The organism is Acinetobacter sp. CFCC 11171, assembly GCF_003268405.1.
Classification (GTDB): Bacteria; Pseudomonadota; Gammaproteobacteria; order Pseudomonadales; family Moraxellaceae; genus Acinetobacter; species Acinetobacter amyesii.
Genome location: NZ_LQXP01000037.1, coordinates 1 through 23,224, shown reverse-complemented (window position 1 = coordinate 23,224; position 23,224 = coordinate 1). Strand labels below are relative to the sequence as shown.

The following is a 23,224-nucleotide window of genomic DNA, read 5'->3' as shown; positions in this document are numbered from 1 at the left end:
ACAGATATTTAAAAAAGGTTTGTTAAAAATTTAAACTAGAAAATAATGTTTTTATATTAAATATTGGTCATACCAAAAACAAGAAAAGCTTGAATGATTGAGTTGAAATATTTAAAAATTGCGGAGTATTTCAGCAATAGTATGAGTTTTTATGTCTTTGATTTTTATATTGGTCATACCAATGAGAAAAGACCACATGCTGATATTGCTCAATAATTAAATCTTAGTAAGCATTTCAAGGAGATGACAATGCTTCAATGGCAGCAAATATATGACCCAATGGGGAATATATGGATATCAAGTTTAATTGCGCTCATTCCGATTATCTTTTTTTTCTTGGCGCTTGCTGTATTTCGTTTAAAAGGCAGTGTGGCAGGTACGATCACCGTTGTACTGGCACTTTTGGTGTCTTTATTTGCCTATGACATGCCTGCGCTTATGGCATTGGCTTCGATGGTCTACGGTTTCTTCTACGGTTTATGGCCGATTGCATGGATCATTATTGGTGCGGTGTTCCTGTATAAAATTTCAGTCAAAACTGGGCAGTTTGACATCATCCGTTCTTCGATTCTTTCCATTACTGAAGATCAACGATTACAGATGCTGTTAGTTGGCTTTGCTTTCGGTACTTTCCTCGAAGGTGCGGCGGGCTTTGGTGCCCCTGTGGCGATTACTGCAGCACTATTGGTAGGTTTAGGCTTTAAGCCTTTATATGCGGCAGGTCTTTGTCTGATCGTAAATACAGCGCCAGTGGCTTTTGGTGCGATGGGTATTCCAATTATCGTTGCTGGGCAAGTGTCTGGTGTTGATACGATGGAAATCAGTCAGATGGTTGGTCGACAGCTGCCATTTATGGTACCGATTGTACTGTTTTGGATTATGGCGATTATGGATGGTTGGCGCGGTGTGAAGGAAACTTGGCCTGCAGTTGTGGTTGGGGCGAGTAGTTTTGCGATTGCACAGTATCTAACGTCGAACTTTGTCGGTCCTGAATTACCAGATATTACTGCGGCGATTGCTTCTTTAGTGTCATTAACGATTTTATTTAAATATTGGCAGCCTAAACATATTTTCCGCTTTGCAGATCAAGATGCGACGATGAGTGAAGATGTTGCTGCGCAAAAACAGCAAAAATATAGCTTAGGTCAAATTGCAAAAGCGTGGTCGCCATTTGCGATCTTAACGGTGATGGTTACGATCTGGAGTATTAAACCGTTTAAGGATTTATTTACTAAAGACGGTGCCTTACATGATTTGGTTATTTCGATCAAAGTGCCATTTTTACATCAATTGGTTCAAAAGATGCCGCCAGTCGTACCTGAAATGAAGGACTACGATGCCATCTATAAATTTGATTGGTTTTCGGCAACAGGTACGGCAATTGTCATTGCTGCGATCATTACCATTATTTTCTTAAAAATGAAGCCTAAAGAAGCAATTGTGACCTTTGGTGAAACCATTAATGAATTAAAAATTCCAATTTATTCGATTGGAATGGTCTTGGCTTTTGCATTTATCGCCAACTATTCAGGGATGTCGGCAACATTGGCATTGGCACTTGCGCATACAGGCCAAGCCTTTACCTTTTTCTCGCCATTTTTAGGATGGCTTGGTGTCTTCCTTACGGGTTCAGATACGTCAGCCAATGCACTATTTGCTGCATTACAGGCAACCACTGCACAGCAAATTGGTGTGCCAGAAGTATTACTCGTTGCTGCCAATACTAGTGGTGGTGTGACAGGAAAAATGATTTCACCCCAGTCAATTGCAATTGCATGTGCGGCAGTTGGATTGGTAGGTAAAGAGTCGGATTTATTCCGTTTTACCGTAAAACACAGTATAACGTTCACAATCATGATGGGGATTTTAATCACCCTACAAGCTTATGTGTTCCCTTGGATGATTCCATAACACGCATTGTGTAACAACGTTAAGGAAAGCAGATGAAAGTCTCTGATAAAACTGTTCAAAGTCTTCGTGTATTGATTGAAGAAAGCAATATGCAAGTTGGAGATCGTCTGCCTGCTGAACGGAAACTGTGTGAACAACTTGGCGTCTCACGCACCTCTTTACGCGAAGCGATTTCTCAATTGACCAGCATGGGCGTGTTGGTCAGTAAAGTCGGTGCGGGGACTTTTTTAAAGCAATTACCTGCGACTTGGTCGAGTTATCAAATTGTGCAGCCCATCAGCAGTTTGATTAGTGAAGACCCTGCCTACCGTTTTGATGTGCAAGAGGCGCGCATTATTTTAGAAGGTGGTACTGCATGGTATGCGGCACAACGTGCTACAGCAGAGGACTTGGCACATATCCGACATTATTATGATCAGATCAATCATTTTCAGGCTTTAGGCAATGACGATGAAGCAGCGCGTGCAGATGCCAAATTTCATTTAGCAATTGCTGAAGCTTCACACAATTTAGTGTTGATTCAGATGATGCGTGGTCTATTTGATCTGTTGCAATTTAATGTCGTTTTAGGTCGTCGAAAAGTTTATAGCGAAGCACACCGATTTGATCAATTGCATGATCAGCACTTTCAAGTCATGAATGCAATTGAACGTCGTGATCCTGAAGCTGCACGTAAAGCAGTCTGTGGACACATTGAGTTTGTAGTACAACAGGTGCGCATGATTGATGAAGAAGAAGCTCGTCGTCAGCGTGCCAGTCGATTAAACAGGATATAAGCATGATTATTTCTTCTGCCAATGACTACCGTGAAGCGGCACGTCGTCGTTTACCGCCATTTTTATTTCATTACATCGATGGCGGGGCGTATGCCGAATATACCTTAAAGCGTAATGTAGAAGATTTATCAAAAATAGCGTTGCGTCAACGTGTGCTGAATGACATGTCACAGCTGAGTCTAGAAACCCAACTGTTTAATGAAACCTTATCGATACCTGTGGCTCTATCACCTGTGGGTTTAACAGGGATGTATGCACGTCGTGGTGAAGTTCAAGCAGCCGTTGCCGCAGATAAAAAGGGCATTCCATTTACGCTGTCTACCGTTTCAGTATGTCCAATTGAAGAAGTGGCGCCAGCGATTCAGCGTCCCATGTGGTTTCAGTTATATGTGCTACGTGACCGTGGCTTTATGAAAAATGCCTTAGAACGTGCCAAAGCAGCAGGCTGTTCAACTCTGGTGTTTACCGTGGATATGCCTGTTCCGGGCGCACGTTACCGTGATGCACACTCGGGGATGAGCGGCCCAAATGCTGCCATGCGCCGTTATATGCAGTCGTGTTTCCACCCACACTGGGCGTGGAATGTGGGTTTATTAGGTCGTCCGCATGACTTAGGGAATATTTCTAAATACTTGGGCAAACCAACAGGTTTGGAAGATTATATCGGCTGGTTGGGCAATAACTTTGACCCATCAATTTCATGGAAAGACCTTGAGTGGATTCGTGAATTTTGGGATGGCCCGATGGTTATTAAAGGCATACTTGACCCTGAAGATGCCAAAGATGCAGTGCGTTTTGGTGCAGATGGCATTGTGGTGTCAAACCATGGTGGCCGTCAGCTCGATGGGGTTTTATCATCAGCGCGTGCATTACCGCCAATTGCAGATGCAGTAAAAGGCGATATTAAAATTCTTGCTGACTCAGGTATTCGAAATGGTTTAGATGTGGTGCGTATGCTGGCTTTGGGTGCAGATACCTGTATGCTCGGTCGCGCATTTGTTTATGCACTCGGTGCAGCAGGTGGTGAGGGTGTTTCCAATCTTCTAGAACTGATTGATAAAGAAATGCGTGTTGCGATGACCTTAACTGGTGCAAAAACCATTGCGGATATTACATCTGATTGTTTGGTGAAGTTAGAGAAAGAGTTGGCTGGGTGATTTTTTGAATAGATCTCTTGGGAAAGTTATTCGTCATCAAAAAAAATTAAAAAATGAAAGTTCCCTCTCCTTGTAGGAGAGGGTTAGGGAGAGGTATTTATTGATTAATTCTCCTAACCCTCTTGTGTAGCATTGCTACTCATCCCAAAGGGAGAAGGGATATTCATTATAGATTTTAATAACAATGACTAAAAACTTTTGATATGTGCAAATAAACCTACGTTGTTTAAAATTATTTAAATCAATATTTTTTCATTGCATAACAATGCAATTCCTCTTTAGCGAGGAGAGAAAATAATGAAAATGGAAAATTCTACGAGCATGCAAACTCAATCATTACAAACCATTCAAAACCTCATCAACATCGTTGGTAAGCAACACGTTTTAACTGAAGATAAAGACACACGTTTATACCGCCAAGGTCGCCGTTACGGTGCAGGAAAAGTATTGGCTGTGGTTACACCAGCCTCATTACTTGAGCAATGGCAAGTGCTGCAAGCGGCTGTGGATGCAAATTGTATTGTGATTATGCAAGCCGCCAATACAGGTCTGACAGGTGGTTCAACGCCGTTTGGTGATGACTATGACCGTCCTGTGGTGCTGATAAGTACACGTCGTTTGGTTGGCATCCAAGTGATTAATGAAGGCAAGCAAGTGATTTGTCTACCGGGTGCGACATTAGACAAACTTGAAAAAGATTTGGTGCCATTTAATCGTGAACCACATTCGGTGATTGGTTCTTCGTGTATTGGGGCATCGGTTTTGGGCGGCGTATGCAATAACTCAGGGGGTGCTTTGGTACGCCGCGGTCCTGCCTATACAGAGCTTGCACTGTATGCACAAGTGAATGAGTCAGGTGAGTTAGAGTTGGTCAATCATCTAGGTGTCAATCTTGGCAATACGCCTGAAGAAATCCTCACAGCGCTGGAAAATAAAAACTATCAAATCAATGATATTGTGAATAATTCAAGCTGCTGTGCGTCAGATCAACGCTATTCACATGACGTAAAGCAGGTTGATGAAAATACGCCTGCACGTTTTAATGCCGATCCAAGCCGTTTATTTGAAGCATCGGGTTCAGCAGGTAAGGTCTGCGTCTTTGCAGTACGTTTAGATACCTTTGAAAAAATCCCTAGTCAGGTGTTTTATGTAGGGACCAATTCACAAGATGATTTAACCGAAATTCGTCGTTTTCTATTAAAAGATCTTGCACGCCTCCCGATTGCAGGTGAGTACATTCATCGTGTGGCATACGATATTGGGGCTGAATACGGTAAAGATTCTTTTGTATTTATTGAAAAATTCGGCACCGCAAAAGTTCCTGCTGCTTTTGCCATGAAAGATAAAGTCGATGGCTATTTAGAAAAACTGGGTTTGCAAGGTTTATCGGATAAAGTTTTACAACTCGTCACTAAATTTATGCCGAATCATCTGCCAAAACGTATGAATGAGTTTCGTGATTTATATGAACATCATTTGATGATTCGTATTGAAAATCAGGATGTTGATCAAGTTGATGCGTATTTGAAAACGTATTTTTTAGATAAAACGTCAGGCAAATATTTTAAATGTACGGATGAAGAAGGTCGTAAGGCATTTTTACATCGCTTTGCGGTGGCAGGTGCTGCAATTCGTTATCGTGATACGCATCGTTCAGAAGTTGAAGATATAGTGGCTTTAGATATTGCATTACGTCGCAATGATCGTGAATGGGTCGAAACTTTGCCGAAAGCCATGAATGAGCAAATTATCCATAAACTCTATTATGGACATTTTCTCTGTCATGTTTTTCATCAAGATTATATTGTGAAAAAAGGCGTAGACCCTTTGGCAATGGAACATGCAATGTGGCATTTACTCGATGATCGTGGCGCTGAATATCCTGCGGAACACAATGTTGGGCATTTGTATGTGGCCAAGCCTGCATTAAAAAATCATTATCAAAAACTGGATCCAACCAATAGCTTTAATGTCGGGATTGGACAAACCAGTAAGCTGAAACATTGGAAATAATGCTTTATAAAACAACACGCCGTGATGTGATATATCACGGCTTTTTTTATGGTTCGAGGATTTATATATTAGGAGGTATTGACTATAAATACGAAGAATATTTTCTAAATTGTCATCCCAAAATATAAAAAAACCGCTAAAGTGTTATGCAACAAGTTGCAAAGCCAAAATAAGGATTCAGCATGACAACGACTAGCTATGCAAATATTTTAAAGCCTTTACATTTGGGTTTTACCACGATTAAAAACCGTGTCGTGATGGGGTCCATGCATAGTGGGCTGGAAGATCGTTTTTATAATTATCCTAAGCTTGCGGCTTATTTTGGTGAGCGTGCGAAAGGTGGTGTCGGCCTGATTATTACAGGCGGTATTTCGCCAAACCGTCAAGGTTGGCTGTTACCTGCTGGCGGTACCATGAATACGTTAGGTGATATTGCTCCGCATCGCTTGGTGACCCATGCAGTACATAAGCATGGTGCCAAAATTTTAATGCAAATCTTGCATGCTGGGCGTTATGGCTATCAGCCTTTTGCAGTGTCAGCAAGTCCGATTAAATCTCCGATTTCACCTTTTAAACCACGTCAATTAACGGACAAACAAATTCTTTCAACCATTGATGATTATGTCAAAACGGCAAGTCTTGCACATAAGGCCGGCTATGATGGTGTTGAAATTATGGGTTCGGAAGGCTATTTGTTGAATCAATTTTTAAGCCGTCATGTCAACCAACGGACAGACCGTTGGGGCGGTGAAATTGAAAATCGTATGCGCCTTGCGGTTGATATTGTGAAATCAATACGTGCTGAAGTGGGTGAGAAATTTATTATCTGCTTCCGTTTGTCATTGCTCGATTTGGTTCATGATGGGAACACCATGGCAGAAGTCATTACTGTTGCTAAAGCATTGGAAGCCGCAGGTGTGACGTTGCTGAACACGGGGATTGGCTGGCATGAAGCACGTATTCCGACAATTGTGACCTCAGTGCCTCGCGCAGCGTTTGTGGACTATACCGCTGAAGTCAAAAAACATGTTGCGATCCCTGTCATTGCGTCCAACCGTATCAATATGCCAGATACAGCTGAAGAAATTTTAGCTTCAGGCAAGGCAGATATGGTGCAAATGGCGCGTCCATTCTTGGCAGATCCATTTTGGGTAAATAAAACGGCGACCAACCGTGTCGATGAAATTAATACCTGTATTGCCTGTAACCAAGCTTGTTTAGATCATACTTTTAAAAATCAGCGTGCGACGTGTTTGGTCAACCCACGAGCGGCATATGAAACTGAATTGGTTTATTTAAAAACTAAAAAACCGAAGCGTATTGCAGTCGTCGGTGGTGGCGTGGCAGGCATGTCTGCTGCAACGGTTGCAGCAAGCCGAGGCCATGCGGTGACACTATTTGAAGCTGGTGCAGAGGTGGGTGGTCAATTTAATTTGGCGAAAGTCGTTCCCGGCAAAGAAGAATTTCACGAAACGATTCGCTACTTTAAAGTTCAAATCGAAAAAACGGGTGTCGATCTGCGTTTAAACACGCGTGTAAACCGTGAACAACTTGAACGTGAAGGGTTTGAGGAAGTTGTTATTGCAACAGGTGTGGTTCCTCGCAGTTTAAAAATCGAAGGTAGTGATGCCCCGAATGTCTTGTCTTATGCAGAAGTGTTGAAAGGCGCAGCTGTGGGCAATAAAGTTGCTGTGATTGGTGCAGGCGGCATTGGCTTTGATGTATCTGAATTTTTACTCAAACCACCACATCAGCCACAACCAATGCCTTTAGCGGATTGGCAGCGGGAGTGGGGTGTTGATCCGAATCCAAACTATGTAACAGAAGGCGGTATGCAGGCTGCTGAGATCGAACCTCCCGTTCGAGAAATTTATTTATTACAACGTAAAACAACTACACTTGGTGCAGGGTTAGGTAAAACATCAGGTTGGGTGCACCGTGCACAATTAAAGAAAAATGCGGTTCGTATGCTGCGTGGTGTTCAATACAAAGCCATTACTGATGAAGGTCTTTGGGTTGAATATGAAGGGCATGATCAATTATTACGTGTAGATACGATTGTCGTTTGTGCAGGTCAGGAATCGGTAAAGCATTTGATGCCAGAACAGGGTGAGAAAACCCTTGCCAATTACCATATTATTGGTGGCGCAAAACTAGCAGCAGAGTTAGATGCAAAACGCGCAATACGTGAAGGTGCGGAGCTTGCGGCTAAACTTTAAGGATTTGGCGAAACAATATTCATTTGAAAGGTTTAGTTGTAATTTTTACTTGTCAGATGAGTAAAACCTCCGTATTATGGCACACATGGAAGCGTGGCAGAGCGGTTTAATGCACCGGTCTTGAAAACCGACGAGGGCGCGAGTCCTCCGTGAGTTCGAATCTCACCGCTTCCGCCAAATTCAAAAAAGCCCCTGTAGTGATACAGGGGCTTTTTTTTGTTTTAGATTTTAATTTGAGACGGCAACCTTACTTACTAGTATTTTTAAGGACTGTTAAAAATGAATATAAGACTTAAAATTCAGGTCAGAAATTAATACAAGGGTTGTCTAAGGTAGAATTAAAAGTAAGAGAAAAGAATGTTTATAGATTGATAGTGTTGAATTTATTTTTAATGGCCAATTTATTTAAATCTTTTACAAGCATTGGGCAGAGCTATGCTCGCTTATTTTGAAAAAATATCAATTGTATTTTATTTGATCAATTGTTTTGAAGTGTTAGCAAGGCTTGGCAAGAGAATTGAAAGTGCTATATTTAAATCACGGTAGGTCATAAAACGACGCTACCAATAAGTTGGACGGATCAATGACAGCTCGTTGAGTTTCGTAATATTTTAGTCTTAAGATATTGCAGACAAGAAATCAGCACTAGCCTTCCAACATAGAGCCCGCAGCAATGCGGGCTTTTTAATGTCTTTCAAAATGTGAAAATATAGTGTTTTTGTCAAACAATAATTAAATAGTCAACTTATGTTATTGATATATATTTATTAAAGTAAAATAAGTTTACATTGCCATGAAATCTAACATTTACAAAGCAGGTTGTTGCGTAAAGGTGTGATATAAAAAATGCAGTTATTAAAACAAGTAGAGACGTTACCATGACACAGATGATTGACATAAAGGTAAAGGACCAATTTAGTCAGGTTTATGAAGCACAAGCTTTGGTGCGTAATCCTTCAGAAGAAGATTCAAGAGGGCTGTTTCATCGCATTGAACATATCATTATTGCTGGTGAAATCATCCTACCCAGTATCGAATTACTTTTTGAAAGTCAAAAATCGGACAGTATTTACAAGCTTTTAGAAGCTTAAATTGAATGAATAAAAAACTCACCTTATGGTGAGTTTTTTATTTTTAGAGATTGAAATTTAAGCTGTTTGATCTGCTTTAAATTGATTCAAAATATAAGAGAGTAACTGATAGCGCGTCATCGGATTGCTAGAAGACAATTCAACGTCTTGTTTACGCACTTGGATTTCTTGAGTTAAAACCCCAGCTTGAAAACGTTGCACGATCATATGATCTTTTGATACATCATGGTCGGTCAGCACTAGTTTTGGTCCAAGGTGCAGATGTCCAATCGCATCTAGACATTGTTCAAGGCTGCTATATAGGTTGAAAAGGATGAGTGCCTGATCATTAGAATAATTGGCTAAATTCATTTTTTATTATCCATGGTCAAAAATTATTGAGCAGGAATAGTGTATATGAATTGAGCAACAATAATCTGTATGGATTATTTTTCATTTAATGTCTATCTAGGTGACTTTGGTTAAATCATTGAGACAGCTTAAATCTTTATGAAAAATAAGTTGGAATTCGCTTTAAATTAAAGCGGCTTGAATACCAATGGGACATCGTAACGGGCAAATTCTTCAATGATACTGTTTAAAACCAATTGAGCTTGAGGTTCCGCTGCTGTAAAGGTGAGTTCTTGGTTCGTTTGGCTGTTGAAGCATTCAACTTGTTCTATACGCCAAATTGTTTCAATGGCTGTATTTTGAATGACCACACGTCTAGGCTGTAATTCATCACTAATTTTTCGTGGCATGACATAGGTAATGGCCAATTGAACATCGGGCAATTCGTCTTGTGAGGTTAAGAAGGTAAATACCCAATTGCCAATTTTGCTGAGTTGCATTGGATTATCGAAAGAATCAAATTCTAAACAAAATTGTTGTGACATTGACATGCTCAAACGCTGGGAGGTCGGTTTAATTCTTGCGATTTTTTACTGTTGATTGACATTAGGGGAAGGTCGTATAAAACAGCAGTTAAAACCATAAAAGAAATAAGTGAATCGATAAAGTTAATAAAATTCAATTTCTTATATTGATATGTGTGAAGAATTACTCACCTCATTAAGTTGTTTTTTGAATGAGAAGTGAGGAAAAGTCTCTAAGTTAAACCAGTTGTTGCAGATTTTTTAGACTGTAATTAATTTGCTGTAATGCATGTTGTAAGAGTTTAGGTTGAATATTGGATTCATTTAGACAGGTGATCCATTGCATCTGACAGGCTTTTAAGTCTGCAATGTCCGTGGCCTGTTGAATATTAAGCATTAATTTTTTTGCCATCAGCCCACAATAACGCTGTAAGTAACTGCACATAAAACTCTGCAACTCATCAAAATCATGCTCGATGAAATCAACGGTTTTTTCTGGTAATACAGGATTGTTTGTTGTCGTAGTTTCAGGTGTGGATTGTGGGAATTGATGGGGTGTAGAGCCCATCGCATCCATTGGTAGGGAGGTCGTCAGTGCGTACTGTGAATGAATCTGAGGAACTTCCATCGTTGGCATTGAAACTTCATTAAAAGTCACATGTTCTTGCGCTGTGAGATCAAATGCAGGGCTAAGGTTATTGAGATCGGATGTATTGCTAGGCGCTTTTTTAGGAGTATTAAAAGCAGAAAAATCTGAGCTTTGAAGGCGTAGATGATCATGTGCTGTAATTGGTTGAATCAGCCCAAGTTCCATTAGTTGCTCGAGCAATGTCTCTTCAGCAATCCGCTGCTGATAATGCACTGGCATTTGGTTAAAGTCATCACTACCAATTAAGAGTAGCAGACGACGTTGTCTAGCATTTAATGCGAGCTGTCGGTCTTTTAAAGTTTGAAACCCCAGCTCAGTTTTTTGATAGTTGAACATGCCTTAATTCCATAGCTCAAAAGAATTAAGGCAATCCTATGCAGTGATAATGACAGTAATATTAAGAAAATATTAAATAATCAATGATTTATAGAGTAATGGCAGCAGAGTTTTCTAAAGCTTTACGCAAGTACGGGTCTAAGTCATCTTGACGTAATAGCCATTGCACATAGTCTGCAGGTAATTCTGCAATTGCGGTACCACGATGTTTACCAAAATTAATACTGCGAGGAATGCGAGCATCTTCCGAAGCTTCGTATAATTCTTCGATGCTATTGATTTTTAAGTGATGGACGATATGCATCAAAATATTGGCAGTTAAAATGATATCCATATCTGCGCGGTGAGCTTTACGGATCATTTCACGTGCTTTTTCACTGCCTTTGGTGATCATATATATCAAGGCAGAAATATTATGCGCTTCTGCATCAGGCCAAACTCGACGAGCAAGGGCAAGGGTACAAATGGCTTTAATTTTTGAACCATCTACACCGCATTTTTCGAGCGCTCGAATATCGTAGTCGATATTATGCCCAATGATATATGTCGTCTCTGATGGGAGTTCAAAACTGCTGTAGTGGGGCTGACCTTCAAGATCTGATTCTAAAATATGATGTACAGCCATTGCTGCAAAAGAAATTGCTTCATCACAACGATAAAGTTGATCAAAAATTTTAGATTTATCTAGGGTAATTTTGGCATCTGCCACCTGAATTGGAGCATAGGCAATCTCGATGGGTTGTCCATTTAGTGTATGGGTTTCTGTGTCGAGAATGATGGCTTGCATGTCCAGTTCCAGCATGTTGAATAATGTTTATGAATGTACATGATCACATCCACACTGACAAACCCATGCTGTGATTATTTGTAGGAATATTATGAAGATGGCTGCGCAGTGTTTAAATAATCTGCTTTTATCGCATCTGCCGAAATAAAACCTTTACAGCGGGATAAAGCTAAACCATCTTCTAAATCGACTTATTTTAAAGGCTTTTGTCCATCGTGATATCCAAAAATGTCGCTAAGTGGATTAAGCACTAGAGTATGTTCACGATCAATGGCATGGTGGTTTTTCGGCTTTACTTTTGTGCATATGTTTGTGTAGTTGGCAGGGGGTACAGCATTTTTGTTGATTTTACATTTTGCTTTAACCTCCGAAAAATAGCCCAATCTGTATCCAATGATCAGAAATATAAGTTCAGCCATTTTTCTGAGATCGGGGTGGCTGATGTATTTGAATGCTATTAATACATATCGAGCTAAAACAAAGTTTTAGTTCTATATTAATTTAATAAATTAAAATAAGAGTAGTTGCTTAAAAATTAGGCTTGAACAAAAGTTTGTTCCATGTATTTAATGATTCATATTCAATGAAAAATTGACTTTAAAACAACAAACAAAAGGATCATGGAATGAAAATGCTGCGTTTAACGGTTTTAGTCAGCAGTATGCTATTTTTAGCAGCCTGCGGTAATGATAGTAATGACCAACAATTTAGTAATCCTGAAACAAATGCTGATCTCAATCAGATCAAAAATCCGGTGGTAACTACAACAGCCTATAGTCAAGACAATATGCCTGCTGTGAGTGCAGACAGCCGATTGATGACCTATAAAATGCTAGGAGTAGATGGCAAAGTTGTTCAAGCCACAGCCTTAGTCTTTACCCCAAAAACAGTTGCTCCGGCAGGTGGTTGGAAAATTGTGGCTTGGGCACATGGAACGACCGGTGTGGCTGATAAATGCGCTCCGAGCCGACAAGGTTTGCAAGGCACTGAATATTTATTGCAAATGTTATTGGCAAAGGGTTATGTCGTTGTGGCACCCGATTATGAAGGATTAGGGGAACCTAGTGGACGTGAAAACCATCCTTATCTGAATCTAAAAAGTGAAGCCTTTTCGATTACCGATGCCGTTGTCGCTGCTCGAAGTTACTTAACCAGTCAAGGTAAAACGGTGTCGAAGGATTGGCTTTCGATCGGACATTCTCAAGGTGGTCAAGCCGTATTAGGTGCAGCTGAATTCGCATCGCGTGCTGACTTAAATTATAAGGGAACGATTGCCATAGCACCTGCAAATAATCTTGCGCTCATTCTTGACGCAGGCGAGAAGTTAGCCAAAGACAAACCTGCAACCGTGCAAAGTATGATTTATGCACCTTTAGACAGTTTTACTGCGCAGATCATTGCGGGTATGCAAGGGCATAAAAACAGTGTGGATTATTCAAAAGTATTTAGTGGACATCTGGCTGCGATTGCACCTCAGGCTGAAACAGTGTGTTCAGGCGAGTTAACCAAGTTAATTCAAGATGACATGCTCAGTTATGCGAGTCAGAACACGACTTTGGATAACTATGGTCGAACTCAGCCTGATTTCTTAACTTTAAAGCCAATCCAAAACTTTATGAGTGAAGGTTCACAGCCTTTAACGACAGCGGTGAAAACGCCGATCATCATTTATCAAGGTAAAGCCGATCAGACCATTCCAGCAGATGCAACTAAATTTATGATTAGCCTTGCTAAGCCGGGAACATCAATTGACTATCGTGAGCAAGCGACAGCGGATCATCTTACTATTTATACCGATAATCTGGCAAATTTTGTGCAAGATGTAGAGACTCTCATGCCAAATCAATAAGTTGATTTGACTTAAATAATGCTCGTGCAGATTCAACACGGGCATTATTTATTTAAAAACAGCACAAACTTCCCTCTCTCATTTCTAAAACTTCATGCTACAATACGCGCCAATCTTAGCACGGCTTAAAAGCCCTAATTTAATAGGACCTCGCTAATGTTTGCCAACACCTCTATTGCTCAATTTGACCCTGAATTAGCTCAAGCGATCTCGAATGAAGATGCTCGCCAAGAAGCGCACATTGAGTTAATCGCTTCAGAAAACTACTGTTCACCTGCAGTAATGGAAGCTCAAGGTTCAAAACTTACTAACAAATATGCAGAAGGCTACCCTGGTAAACGCTACTACGGCGGTTGCGAGTATGTAGACGTGATCGAACAATTGGCCATTGACCGTGCTAAAGAATTGTTTGGTGCTGATTATGCAAACGTTCAACCACACGCTGGTTCACAAGCAAACTCTGCAGTTTACCTTGCGCTACTTAACCCAGGCGATACAGTTTTAGGTATGAGCCTGGCTCACGGTGGTCACTTGACTCACGGTGCTAAAGTTAGTTTCTCTGGTAAAACTTACAACGCAATTCAATACGGTTTGAACCCAGAAACTGGCGAAATCGACTATGAAGAAGTTGAACGTTTAGCTGAAGAACACAAGCCAAAAATGATCGTGGCTGGTTTCTCTGCGTATAGCCAAGTTGTTGATTGGCAGCGTTTCCGAGATATCGCGGACAAAGTTGGCGCTTACTTATTCGTAGATATGGCTCACGTAGCTGGTCTAGTTGCTGCTGGTGTTTACCCAAGCCCAGTACAAATTGCTGACGTAACTACAACGACTACACATAAAACACTTCGTGGTCCACGTTCTGGTTTAATCCTTGCGAAAGCAAATGAAGAAATCGAGAAAAAATTACAATCAGCTGTATTCCCTGGTAATCAAGGTGGTCCTTTAGTTCACGCTGTAGCGGCTAAAGCGATCTGCTTCAAAGAAGCAATGGCGCCTGAATATAAAGCTTACCAACAACAAGTTGTTAAGAATGCGCAAGCAATGGCTGAAGTTCTAATCGAACGTGGTTATGATGTTGTTTCTGGCGGTACTAAGAACCATTTGTTCTTATTATCTTTAATTAAACAAGACATTACTGGTAAAGATGCCGATGCTTGGTTAGGTGCTGCTCACATTACTGTGAACAAAAACTCAGTACCAAACGATCCACGTTCTCCATTCGTGACTTCTGGTATCCGTATCGGTACTCCTGCTGTAACAACACGTGGTTTTGGCGAAGCTGAAGTACGTGACCTTGCAGGCTGGATCGCTGACGTTCTAGACAGCAAAGGTGACGAAGCTGTGATTGCTGCAGTGAAAGAAAAAGTTGCTGCTGTTTGCGCTAAATTCCCAGTTTACGCAAAATAAGTCTGACTTGAGAAAGCCCCCTCAAGGGGGCTTTTTTTATGTCATCAGAAAAATTCAAAAGTTATCTAAACATTTATATTTCTGTTATAACGGAATAAGAGATAACAAAAAATTTGCCCATCGCTATAGATCTGTTGGCAAGGTCGCAAAGGAACTTTATATGAAAAAACCCAATATTATTCTTTCAGAACAAGATTTACATCGTTTAGAAACCATGTTGGAGCATCAGTCTAAGCTGACGCCGACGATGGAGCATTTGGAAGATGAGATGGCGCGCGCTGAAGTGGTTGCTCCACAAGATGTCCCTGCCAATGTGGTGAGTATGAATGCCAAAGTTCTCATTAACATTGCACCTGCGACAGAAGCAACCGAAATTACACTGGTCTATCCACATGATTTTCGTGGCGATAAAGGTCAAGTCAATGTTTTGGCTCCAGTGGGTGCTGCCATATTAGGTTTGGCTGAAGGGCAGGAAATAGAATGGCCGCAGCCTGATGGTCACACTATGAAAGTCAAAATCATTAAAGTGCTCTATCAACCTGAGCGTGAAGGGGACTATTTATAATTCCACTGCTATACAGATAAATTCTGCACACAAAGCCATCGATACTGATGGCTTTTTTATTTTTCGATATCGCATTTTTAGATATGAAATCGGCAAAAGTTGTTAAGCAGATTTTATTACAACCATTGCAGTTTAACTTGGGAAAACTGTCAAAGAATTGACAGAGTCATGGGCACGAAGTCGGCACACTTTATTTCAACAACACCATCGTTGCTTAATAATTTGAAGAATAAGGTAGAGCCCTATGACACAATTAGAATCGAATCATTACAATCCAGACTATCAATATCAGCATATTGAAGTAAAACCTGTGACCGGTCGTATTGGTGCCGAAATTTCTGGCATTCAGTTGTCTGGAAATTTAGACAAAAGCGTGGTCGATGAATTTAATCATGCATTATTAAAATATAAAGTTGTATTTGTGCGTGGGCAGCAAGATCTCACCGATTTAGAACAAGAAGCCTTTGCACGACTTTTAGGTAATCCGTTGAATCACCCAAGTGTGCCACTCAAAGATGGTACAGCACATACTTTGTCAATTGACTCACGTGGTGGGCGTGCAGACTCGTGGCATACCGATATTACGTTTTTGCCCAATTATCCTAAAGCCACAATTTTAAGAAATGTAGTTGCACCTGAACATGGTGGCGATACGGTTTGGGCCAATACCGTGACCGCTTATGAAGATTTAAGTCCTGAGCTGCAAAAGTTGGCGGAACAATTACGCGCGGTGCATAGTAATAGTTATGACTATGCGGCGCCGAAAGGTCAGTACAATGAAGAAGGTCGCCATTTATTCCGTACCGCGGTAGAAGTGGAAACTGAGCATCCTTTGGTGCGTGTACATCCTGAAACAGGTGAAAAAAGTTTGGTTTTGGGTCATTTCTTTAAACGCTTCAGTGGATATAGTCCGGCACAGTCACGACGCCTATTTGAACTGTTTCAAGAGCAAATCGTGCAATGGGAAAATATTGTGCGTTGGCGCTGGGCGGTTGGTGATGTTGCGATTTGGGATAATCGTGCGACGCAGCACCGTGCCATCAATGACTATGGTGATGAGCTACGTATCGCCTCACGTGTCACCATTGAAGGCGATGTGCCTGTCGATGTAAATGGTCTGCCGAGTACTGTATTGAAAAACATTCAAAACACCGACATTTCAAACTTGCGTTCTGAAGCTGGCCGTATTTATGAGAAAGCATCTTAAGTATGAGTGCGTCATTAAAACAGCACAAAAATAGATAAATAATGCGAAAAACAATAGTTTTACATTTTTCAGCACTTGCCTAAGATCGATGAGATCTTAGGCATTTTTTTATAGACGTGAGCGATCAAAAGAACACCGCCCAACAACATTTGTTGCAAATTTTGCGTAATGAAGACATCTTTAAGGGCTTTCGCGATCAGACTTTAGAACAGCTTGTGCAACAGGTGAAATATTCACGGTTTCATTCGCAGCAGCACATCTTAAAACAACAACAAATCGTGCAAGATATTTATATTTTGCTTTCAGGTACGCTACAAATTGGTTGGTTGCAAAATAATGGTGAATTGATTGTCAATGACTATATTCGTCGCCAGTCGGTATTTAATTTTGTCGCACTCTTACAACAAAAGCCTTTGAATTATGATTATTTTGCTGCGACACACGTCGAAGTTGCGATCATTTCTGGAACAACGTTTTTAGCGGTTTTACAGCGCGATCCACAGGCGCTTTGGAATATCGTGCAATCTCTCAGTCGACGCATGTATTTGATGTTTGAGCATAATCGTTATTTGAGAACTGCAACGCTAGAGCAGCGTATCGCAAGACATTTGATTCGACTCTATGAACAATATGGCTGTCGGCAGGAAATTCCTTTGAGACTCAGTCAGCAGGAATTTGCAGAGTCTTTTAATATTTCACGCCAAACCTTGAATAAACATCTGCAGCAATTTGTTCAAACACAGGTGATCGCGTGGAATTATGGACAAATCGTGATCTTGGATCTTGAGCGTTTAAGGCGAATGAGTGAACTTGATGAATAACTAGATTTAAAATTTGACGAGAAGCCATTATCGCAAATGGCTTCATTAACCTTACCTAGATTAGTGCTTACTGATTTTATCCAAATATCCCATCATAAAAGCAGAAAAAACAAAGGTTAAATGCATGATGATGTACCACATGATTTTGTCATTGGGGATGTTTTTCGCATCCATAAAAATACGCAATAAATGAATCGAAGAAATTGCCACGATTGATGCTGCAACTTTGAGTTTTAATGAATTGGCATCCATGGTGCCGAGCCAGTTCAAGCGATTGGTCGATTCATTTATTTTCAGTTGGGAAACAAAGTTTTCATAGCCTGAAAACATCACCATCACAATCAGTCCGCCCACCATAGTCATATCGACCAAAGAGAGGATGACTAAAATCAGGTCAGCTTCTGAATATTCTAAAATATGCGGAAGGACATGAATGACTTCTTGGAAAAATTTAATCGCGAGCAGTAGCAGTGCAAAGGATAATCCAAAGTACACGGGAGCCAGAATCCAACGTGCTGCATACATTGTGTTATGGAAAAAACGTTCCATTTAAGCCTCTAAATTTATTGATCTAATATTTGGTTCTAAAGTATATGGATTAAATTTTACGATAATTTTGATAATAATTCATGTAGAGTCAGTTGTTTAATTTAAATCTAGATTGAATCTTTGGGTATCTTAAGCTTGAATTCATCTGTGTAGGTCATCATATCCATTGAAATGATGCTGTATGGCTGCTTTGGCGGATCTATAGGCAACGGTTGAATTTGATGGCGAAATTTGACTGATGAAATAGATGTATTTTTTGCAAAATACTACAAGACTTTTATGGCAAAACTTGTAGTATAAAATGATTTTATTGAGTTTAATTGGCTATGTCACAAATTGATGTATTGGTGCCGTTAAAGGATATTACGGTAGATCGGACGGAAGTGCTTTCGATTAAGCGGAATGACCTTGTGCCATTACTGACCGATCAATATCGTCTAAATCATTATGCTGATCAATTAATTCAAGCACAGTCGGTGCTGCTAGACGGTGTTGACCCTCAGTTGACGAAACAACTTAGTCAAACTATTGAGCAGTTGATTCAAGCTCTAGCCAATTCAAAAAAATATTTAAAAACACGCAAATTTAATGCCCTGCAAAAATGGTTAGGCATCGATTTGGAATATGGTTCAGGACAAGTTGAATATTATAAAAATCTAGATCAATTACTTGATCGGGCAAATCATCTGAGCCAAAAATTACAGTTAGAAATTCAAAAGTCCCAAGCACGTTTTAATCAATTGCAGGGTTTACGTGAGCAAATGGCGCGCTATATCGTCGCGGCTGAAGAGTTCTTGGTGGAATACCCACAGTTTGTGAAAAATCAGCATCCGCTTGACAACTTTGCAGAACGTTTATCGAAAAAGGTGAATACGTTGCAAACCTTACAAGCCAGTAATGATATTGCAATTACGCAAATGCAGCTTTCTCAGCAGCTTTCTTTTGAATTATTAGATCGATATAAGGAAGCTCAGCAGGTGTTGATTCCAGCATGGCAATATCATGTGAAACAAAGTCGTCAAAGTAACTCGACAAGTTCATTGGAAAAGCTTGATAATAGCCGTGAAAATTTGATTAAAACTTTAAAAAAATCATTAGAGAATTCCTCTAAGTCTTAGAAATATAAGGTGAGTTATGACCGATTTAGATGCCAAAAATTTACCCGTTGAAGTAAGCAAAGAGTTGACTGAAGAAAAGTTTCAGCAACTCAATTTGCAGGAAATTGGCTTACAAACTTCCGATTTTCACGAAGTCGAAGCTGCACGTAAGGAATTGGCAGATTTAAGTCATAATAGTGTTGCCGAATACGGTAAAAACATTGCCACCAAGACGTCGACCTATACCGATGAATTATTAAATTTGGTGCAAAATAAAGATCTAGATGCGACAGGTCAAAAGCTCAATCAGGTGGTACAAGTCGCACAGCAGCTAAACACTACGAGCATTTTAAATAAATCTAAAAGCTCAGGATTTTTTGGTGGGTTACTGAGTAAATTTAAAGGTGCCAAGCAAAGTTTTGATCAGCACTTTAATACCACCAAAGAGCAAATTGATGCTTTGGTCAAAGAAATTGAAACTTCGCAAAATGGCTTAAAAGCGCGTGTAAATACCTTAGATAAAATGTTTGAAGGCGTACAAGACGAATATAAACAATTAGGGGTGTATATCGCCGCAGGTAAGTTGAAAGAGCAAGAAATTCAACAGGAAATTGCAAGCTTAACCACTCAAGTTCAAGATCAAACCACTACGCAAAAAATCTATGACCTCAATCATTTGGCAAATAATCTTGAAAAACGTGTGAGTGATTTACAGATCTTGCAACAGTCTGCGATGCAGACCTTGCCGATGATTCGTATTATTCAATCCAACAATTTGATGTTGGTTGATAAATTTTATGCTATTAAAAATATCACCTTACCGGCTTGGAAAAACCAAATTAGCTTGGCGATTTCATTGCAAGAACAAAAGAACAGCGTGCAATTGGCAAATAGCATTGATGATGCGACCAATGACCTGTTAAAACGCAATGCAGATTTGTTGCATCAAAACTCTGTCGATACAGCAAAAGCCAATCAGCGTTCAGTGATTGATATCGAAACACTTGAACATGTGCAAAATACCCTCATTAAAACCGTTAATGATGTGATTCAAATTCAGAAAGAAGGTGTACAAAAGCGTGAAGAAGCGACGACACGTATTCGTGCCTTACAAAACAATTTGAATCATTTAGTAATTGAATCGAGTGGTTCAAACCCTTCTTCATAAACGGTGAGGGAGGTGAAAATATAATCTGAAGGAGTATGTCTTTGCCTCCCATTGATGAATATGCGCTAAATCCGCAGCAACTGGAAACAGGGCTTCAAACCATTAAGAAGCGTCAACGCAATTTGACGTTATTGACCTTAACCAGTGTTTCTGTGCTGATCGTTTCAGCTGTGATGTTGTTTATTCAGCATGATATGGTTTATAGCTTTTTTGGCCTAAGTTCTAGCGTACAGCAACTGCATATTCCCGTTAGTGCAGGTGATTTGACATATCAACTCGGTGAGTCTTCCGACTATTTTTTAAACTTTTTATCCTTTATTGCTTGGTTATTTCTAAAACTCATCATTTCATTTATTGGCGCATTTTTCTTGGTTGGTTTTCTAAAAAAAATTCAATTTTTTAGAATTCGATTCCAGTCTTTTGTATTGAAATTTGTCGGCAGGATTTTATCGTTTATTGTGCTTTGGTCAGGCTTAACCTATGTGCAATATGACCTTAATCATGATGATCGTGCAGCAGATCAAAGATTGGTACATTATGAAAAAAATATTCAGGAAAGCCAGCTGGCTTTCGAGATGGAAGATGCACAATTGGCAAAACCCGTGCAAGCCTATTTACTTGCACAAGCTGCTTTGATGCATAAGCCTGTAGATCGTGCGACAGCAATTCCTTTGGTGCAATCCTTAATCAATACCGAGCAACAAAATCCAGCAAAATTCCGTGAATACGGTTTTCAGCCTGAACAGCTCTGGGCAATGCAAAATCAGCTATTTGATAAAACCATGACACCGATGGCGCAAAGCGTGGAAAAACAAGTTCAGCAAGCCAATGTAGTAGAAGTTGTTGTACGTTGGGTGTTGATCGCCGTGATGGTACTCACGCTGGTTTTGAGCTTAATTTTGTATCTACTATCTCAGCATTTCAAATCACGGATTAATCGAATTGAGCAGGGACTTCATTAATAGGCCTATTTTCTTTTTACATCATTGCATTGCTCAGAATAAAAATCCCCATCACATTGTATGGGGATTTTTGATCTTGGGTAGATTAACTTGCGCGATGAAACAGTTGTCGAAGTTCCTGTGTAGAAAAAGTCTGATCATTCACTTCGCCATCCACAAGGTAAAAAGGAATGGGGTGCTGTCCCTTTGATTTTACATACTGTGTAATTTCATGCTGGCGGTCTGCAATATCTTTATGTTGAATTGAGCGCAGTACTTTCGAGGCATCTAAACCAATGCCTTCAATAATGCTTTTTAAAACGTGAATTTCAGCAATATTTTGACCGTGTGCAAATAATGCATGGAATAAGGCTTGAGTCAGGGCATATTGATCCAAAATATTGTCCAAGGCCAATATAGCTTGATGAGCCAGTTGACTGTTTGGCATACGTTTCATGTGCTCAATATTGACAATCACATCTTCGCTATAAGCGGCAAACTTTGTCATTTCGAGTTTTCGATTTGCTGCACTCGCGCCATACTTATTGGTTAAATACTGCAACACATCTAAGCCTTGTTCAGGAATTTCAGGAACGCGTTGAATCGGCAATAGCTCTACACGAGTTGCTGTATGTTCATTCCAGTTTTGCTTCAACTTTTGAAACGCCACATAACTCATGGGATAAACAATATCAAAGACAAATTCAATTTTCATTATTCTGCTCACTGTTGATTTTATACTTCTAGATCGATGGCTGATTGATGCAAGGGATTGATTGCGGCTTTATTGATAGAACTCAAAAGCAGTCGAATCACCTGATATTTCATTTGATTTAATGCCGACTTGCTGAAATGAAACTTAAAGCTTTATAAAGATTTTGTAATTGATCAGGTCGTGCGTATGTCTTGCATAGGCTTGGTGTGATTTCAATAAAAAAGAAAAAAAGGAGGAATTTGTCACGATATATGTGTACGAAATAATTCATTTTAATGTTAATATACGTCCATATATTTATGATTTAGAAAGAAATTTAATCATTTGATTTGTAAAACCGATTAATTTTATAAAAACAAACCGTTTCACCTATTTAATGGTTTGTTCTATCATTCTCTCATCAAATAAATTTACTCCTCTGGAGACGTTAGCAATGTTAGATCAAAATACTTCTGCTCAATTGAAAACCTTACTTGAACGCCTTGAAGGCCCGATTGAAATCGTCGCGACTTTAAACGGCACGGACAAATCAGACAAAATTAAAGAATTGGTGACCGAAGTTGCCGCTTTATCTGATTTAGTGACTGCACGTTTTGACGGTAACAACAGCCGTGCGCCAAGCTTTGGTATTGCAAAAGCAGGTGAAACACCACGTGTATTCTTCGCAGGTCTACCGATGGGCCACGAATTCACATCTTTGATTCTAGCTTTGCTACAAACTTCAGGTTATGCACCGAAAGTTTCTGACGAAGTACTGAATACCATCAAAGGTCTAGGTCTTAAAACTGACTTTGATGTGTTTGTATCTTTAAGCTGCCATAACTGTCCTGACGTGGTTCAAGCACTTAACTTGATCGCAATTTACAACCCGGGTACAACTGCAACCATGATTGATGGTGCATTCTTCCAAGACGAAGTCGAAGAACGCAAAATCATGGCTGTACCAATGGTATTCCAAGACGGCAACCACATCGGTCAAGGTCGTATGACTTTGGAAGAAATCATTGCCAAATTGGATACTAACTCTGCAGCGAAAGATGCTGAAAAGTTAAATGCCAAAGATGCCTTTGATGTTCTTGTGATTGGTGGTGGCCCTGCAGGTAATACGT

21 protein-coding genes and 1 tRNA gene are annotated in these 23,224 nt (G+C 40.0%); 16 read left to right on the top strand and 6 right to left on the bottom strand.

The window, feature by feature from the left end:
* The first annotated feature begins 243 nt into the window (after positions 1-243).
* From lldP to AVJ20_RS14825, 7 genes are all read left to right on the top strand, one after another.
* Positions 244-1,911 carry an L-lactate permease gene (gene lldP / locus AVJ20_RS14855; RefSeq protein WP_171319310.1) on the top strand — a complete coding sequence of 556 codons (1,668 nt, stop codon included), beginning with the start codon at positions 244-246 and terminating at the stop codon, positions 1,909-1,911.
* 32 nt (positions 1,912-1,943) lie between these two features.
* Positions 1,944-2,687 carry a transcriptional regulator LldR gene (gene lldR / locus AVJ20_RS14850; RefSeq protein WP_078189144.1) on the top strand — a complete coding sequence of 248 codons (744 nt, stop codon included), beginning with the start codon at positions 1,944-1,946 and terminating at the stop codon, positions 2,685-2,687.
* Between the two features lie 2 nt (positions 2,688-2,689).
* Positions 2,690-3,844: an FMN-dependent L-lactate dehydrogenase LldD gene (gene lldD, locus AVJ20_RS14845; RefSeq protein WP_111885768.1), complete on the top strand. Its 1,155-nt coding sequence runs from the start codon at positions 2,690-2,692 to the stop codon at positions 3,842-3,844.
* A gap of 321 nt (positions 3,845-4,165) precedes the next feature.
* Positions 4,166-5,857, top strand: a complete 1,692-nt coding sequence (dld, locus tag AVJ20_RS14840; RefSeq protein ID WP_111885779.1) for a D-lactate dehydrogenase — start codon at positions 4,166-4,168, stop codon at positions 5,855-5,857.
* 182 nt (positions 5,858-6,039) lie between these two features.
* A complete protein-coding gene (locus tag AVJ20_RS14835; protein WP_111885767.1) occupies positions 6,040-8,076 on the top strand; it encodes an NADPH-dependent 2,4-dienoyl-CoA reductase in 2,037 nt (678 codons plus the stop codon).
* Positions 8,077-8,163: 87 nt separating this feature from the next.
* A tRNA-Ser gene (locus tag AVJ20_RS14830) sits at positions 8,164-8,253 on the top strand.
* A 701-nt stretch (positions 8,254-8,954) separates the two neighbouring features.
* Entirely contained in the window at positions 8,955-9,167 is a 213-nt protein-coding gene (locus AVJ20_RS14825; RefSeq protein WP_111885766.1) for a hypothetical protein, read from the top strand.
* Between the two features lie 57 nt (positions 9,168-9,224).
* Here the strand turns inward: AVJ20_RS14825 and AVJ20_RS14820 are convergent, their stop codons facing one another.
* The 4 genes from AVJ20_RS14820 to AVJ20_RS14805 form a co-directional block, all read right to left on the bottom strand.
* The gene (locus tag AVJ20_RS14820) at positions 9,225-9,518 is read right to left on the bottom strand and encodes a hypothetical protein (protein WP_111885765.1); all 294 of its coding nucleotides are present in this window, start codon (positions 9,516-9,518) and stop codon (positions 9,225-9,227) included.
* Positions 9,519-9,685: 167 nt separating this feature from the next.
* Positions 9,686-10,042, bottom strand: coding sequence for a hypothetical protein (locus tag AVJ20_RS14815; RefSeq protein ID WP_111885764.1), 357 nt, complete (start codon positions 10,040-10,042; stop codon positions 9,686-9,688).
* A 217-nt stretch (positions 10,043-10,259) separates the two neighbouring features.
* Positions 10,260-11,006 (bottom strand): hypothetical protein, encoded by a 747-nt coding sequence (locus AVJ20_RS14810; protein ID WP_111885763.1) that lies wholly within the window; start codon positions 11,004-11,006, stop codon positions 10,260-10,262.
* A gap of 88 nt (positions 11,007-11,094) precedes the next feature.
* The gene (locus AVJ20_RS14805) at positions 11,095-11,793 is read right to left on the bottom strand and encodes a 3'-5' exonuclease (protein WP_111885778.1); all 699 of its coding nucleotides are present in this window, start codon (positions 11,791-11,793) and stop codon (positions 11,095-11,097) included.
* A 625-nt stretch (positions 11,794-12,418) separates the two neighbouring features.
* Between AVJ20_RS14805 and AVJ20_RS14795 the strand changes: the two genes are divergently transcribed.
* The 5 genes from AVJ20_RS14795 (at position 12,419) to AVJ20_RS14770 (ending at position 17,645) form a co-directional block, all read left to right on the top strand.
* Positions 12,419-13,642, top strand: coding sequence for an alpha/beta fold hydrolase (locus AVJ20_RS14795; RefSeq protein ID WP_111885762.1), 1,224 nt, complete (start codon positions 12,419-12,421; stop codon positions 13,640-13,642).
* A 156-nt stretch (positions 13,643-13,798) separates the two neighbouring features.
* Complete coding sequence (gene glyA / locus AVJ20_RS14785) at positions 13,799-15,052, top strand: serine hydroxymethyltransferase (protein WP_111885761.1); 1,254 nt, start codon at positions 13,799-13,801, stop codon at positions 15,050-15,052.
* Positions 15,053-15,212: 160 nt separating this feature from the next.
* Positions 15,213-15,617: a nucleoside diphosphate kinase regulator gene (rnk, locus tag AVJ20_RS14780; RefSeq protein ID WP_111885760.1), complete on the top strand. Its 405-nt coding sequence runs from the start codon at positions 15,213-15,215 to the stop codon at positions 15,615-15,617.
* A gap of 244 nt (positions 15,618-15,861) precedes the next feature.
* Positions 15,862-16,824: a TauD/TfdA dioxygenase family protein gene (locus tag AVJ20_RS14775; RefSeq protein ID WP_111885759.1), complete on the top strand. Its 963-nt coding sequence runs from the start codon at positions 15,862-15,864 to the stop codon at positions 16,822-16,824.
* Positions 16,825-16,940: 116 nt separating this feature from the next.
* Positions 16,941-17,645, top strand: a complete 705-nt coding sequence (locus AVJ20_RS14770; RefSeq protein WP_111885758.1) for a Crp/Fnr family transcriptional regulator — start codon at positions 16,941-16,943, stop codon at positions 17,643-17,645.
* A gap of 60 nt (positions 17,646-17,705) precedes the next feature.
* Here AVJ20_RS14770 and AVJ20_RS14765 read toward each other — a convergent pair whose 3' ends face one another.
* Positions 17,706-18,194, bottom strand: a complete 489-nt coding sequence (locus AVJ20_RS14765) for a TIGR00645 family protein (protein WP_078189122.1) — start codon at positions 18,192-18,194, stop codon at positions 17,706-17,708.
* Between the two features lie 326 nt (positions 18,195-18,520).
* On the opposite strand from AVJ20_RS14765, the gene AVJ20_RS14760 reads away from it, so the two are divergent.
* From AVJ20_RS14760 to AVJ20_RS14750, 3 genes are read left to right on the top strand one after another with little or no spacing between them, the layout of a single operon-like run.
* Positions 18,521-19,312 carry a tellurium resistance protein gene (locus tag AVJ20_RS14760; protein WP_111885757.1) on the top strand — a complete coding sequence of 264 codons (792 nt, stop codon included), beginning with the start codon at positions 18,521-18,523 and terminating at the stop codon, positions 19,310-19,312.
* Between the two features lie 16 nt (positions 19,313-19,328).
* Positions 19,329-20,459 (top strand): toxic anion resistance protein, encoded by a 1,131-nt coding sequence (locus tag AVJ20_RS14755; protein ID WP_111885756.1) that lies wholly within the window; start codon positions 19,329-19,331, stop codon positions 20,457-20,459.
* A gap of 41 nt (positions 20,460-20,500) precedes the next feature.
* Positions 20,501-21,421 carry a hypothetical protein gene (locus AVJ20_RS14750; protein WP_111885777.1) on the top strand — a complete coding sequence of 307 codons (921 nt, stop codon included), beginning with the start codon at positions 20,501-20,503 and terminating at the stop codon, positions 21,419-21,421.
* 85 nt (positions 21,422-21,506) lie between these two features.
* On the opposite strand, the gene AVJ20_RS14745 is transcribed toward AVJ20_RS14750, so the two are convergent.
* Complete coding sequence (locus tag AVJ20_RS14745; RefSeq protein WP_111885755.1) at positions 21,507-22,115, bottom strand: DsbA family protein; 609 nt, start codon at positions 22,113-22,115, stop codon at positions 21,507-21,509.
* 433 nt (positions 22,116-22,548) lie between these two features.
* Between AVJ20_RS14745 and AVJ20_RS14740 the strand changes: the two genes are divergently transcribed.
* On the top strand, positions 22,549-23,224 hold a 676-nt coding region (locus tag AVJ20_RS14740), incomplete at its 3' end, for a thioredoxin family protein (RefSeq protein WP_171319305.1).

Coding starts and splice junctions, on each gene's coding strand:
- lldP (WP_171319310.1), top strand. CDS start 244: ATGACAATGCTTCAATGGCAGCAAATATATGACCCAATGGGGAATATA.
- lldR (WP_078189144.1), top strand. CDS start 1,944: ATGAAAGTCTCTGATAAAACTGTTCAAAGTCTTCGTGTATTGATTGAA.
- lldD (WP_111885768.1), top strand. CDS start 2,690: ATGATTATTTCTTCTGCCAATGACTACCGTGAAGCGGCACGTCGTCGT.
- dld (WP_111885779.1), top strand. CDS start 4,166: ATGCAAACTCAATCATTACAAACCATTCAAAACCTCATCAACATCGTT.
- AVJ20_RS14835 (WP_111885767.1), top strand. CDS start 6,040: ATGACAACGACTAGCTATGCAAATATTTTAAAGCCTTTACATTTGGGT.
- AVJ20_RS14825 (WP_111885766.1), top strand. CDS start 8,955: ATGACACAGATGATTGACATAAAGGTAAAGGACCAATTTAGTCAGGTT.
- AVJ20_RS14820 (WP_111885765.1), bottom strand. CDS start 9,518: ATGAATTTAGCCAATTATTCTAATGATCAGGCACTCATCCTTTTCAAC.
- AVJ20_RS14815 (WP_111885764.1), bottom strand. CDS start 10,042: ATGTCACAACAATTTTGTTTAGAATTTGATTCTTTCGATAATCCAATG.
- AVJ20_RS14810 (WP_111885763.1), bottom strand. CDS start 11,006: ATGTTCAACTATCAAAAAACTGAGCTGGGGTTTCAAACTTTAAAAGAC.
- AVJ20_RS14805 (WP_111885778.1), bottom strand. CDS start 11,793: ATGCAAGCCATCATTCTCGACACAGAAACCCATACACTAAATGGACAA.
- AVJ20_RS14795 (WP_111885762.1), top strand. CDS start 12,419: ATGAAAATGCTGCGTTTAACGGTTTTAGTCAGCAGTATGCTATTTTTA.
- glyA (WP_111885761.1), top strand. CDS start 13,799: ATGTTTGCCAACACCTCTATTGCTCAATTTGACCCTGAATTAGCTCAA.
- rnk (WP_111885760.1), top strand. CDS start 15,213: ATGAAAAAACCCAATATTATTCTTTCAGAACAAGATTTACATCGTTTA.
- AVJ20_RS14775 (WP_111885759.1), top strand. CDS start 15,862: ATGACACAATTAGAATCGAATCATTACAATCCAGACTATCAATATCAG.
- AVJ20_RS14765 (WP_078189122.1), bottom strand. CDS start 18,194: ATGGAACGTTTTTTCCATAACACAATGTATGCAGCACGTTGGATTCTG.
- AVJ20_RS14760 (WP_111885757.1), top strand. CDS start 18,521: ATGTCACAAATTGATGTATTGGTGCCGTTAAAGGATATTACGGTAGAT.
- AVJ20_RS14755 (WP_111885756.1), top strand. CDS start 19,329: ATGACCGATTTAGATGCCAAAAATTTACCCGTTGAAGTAAGCAAAGAG.
- AVJ20_RS14745 (WP_111885755.1), bottom strand. CDS start 22,115: ATGAAAATTGAATTTGTCTTTGATATTGTTTATCCCATGAGTTATGTG.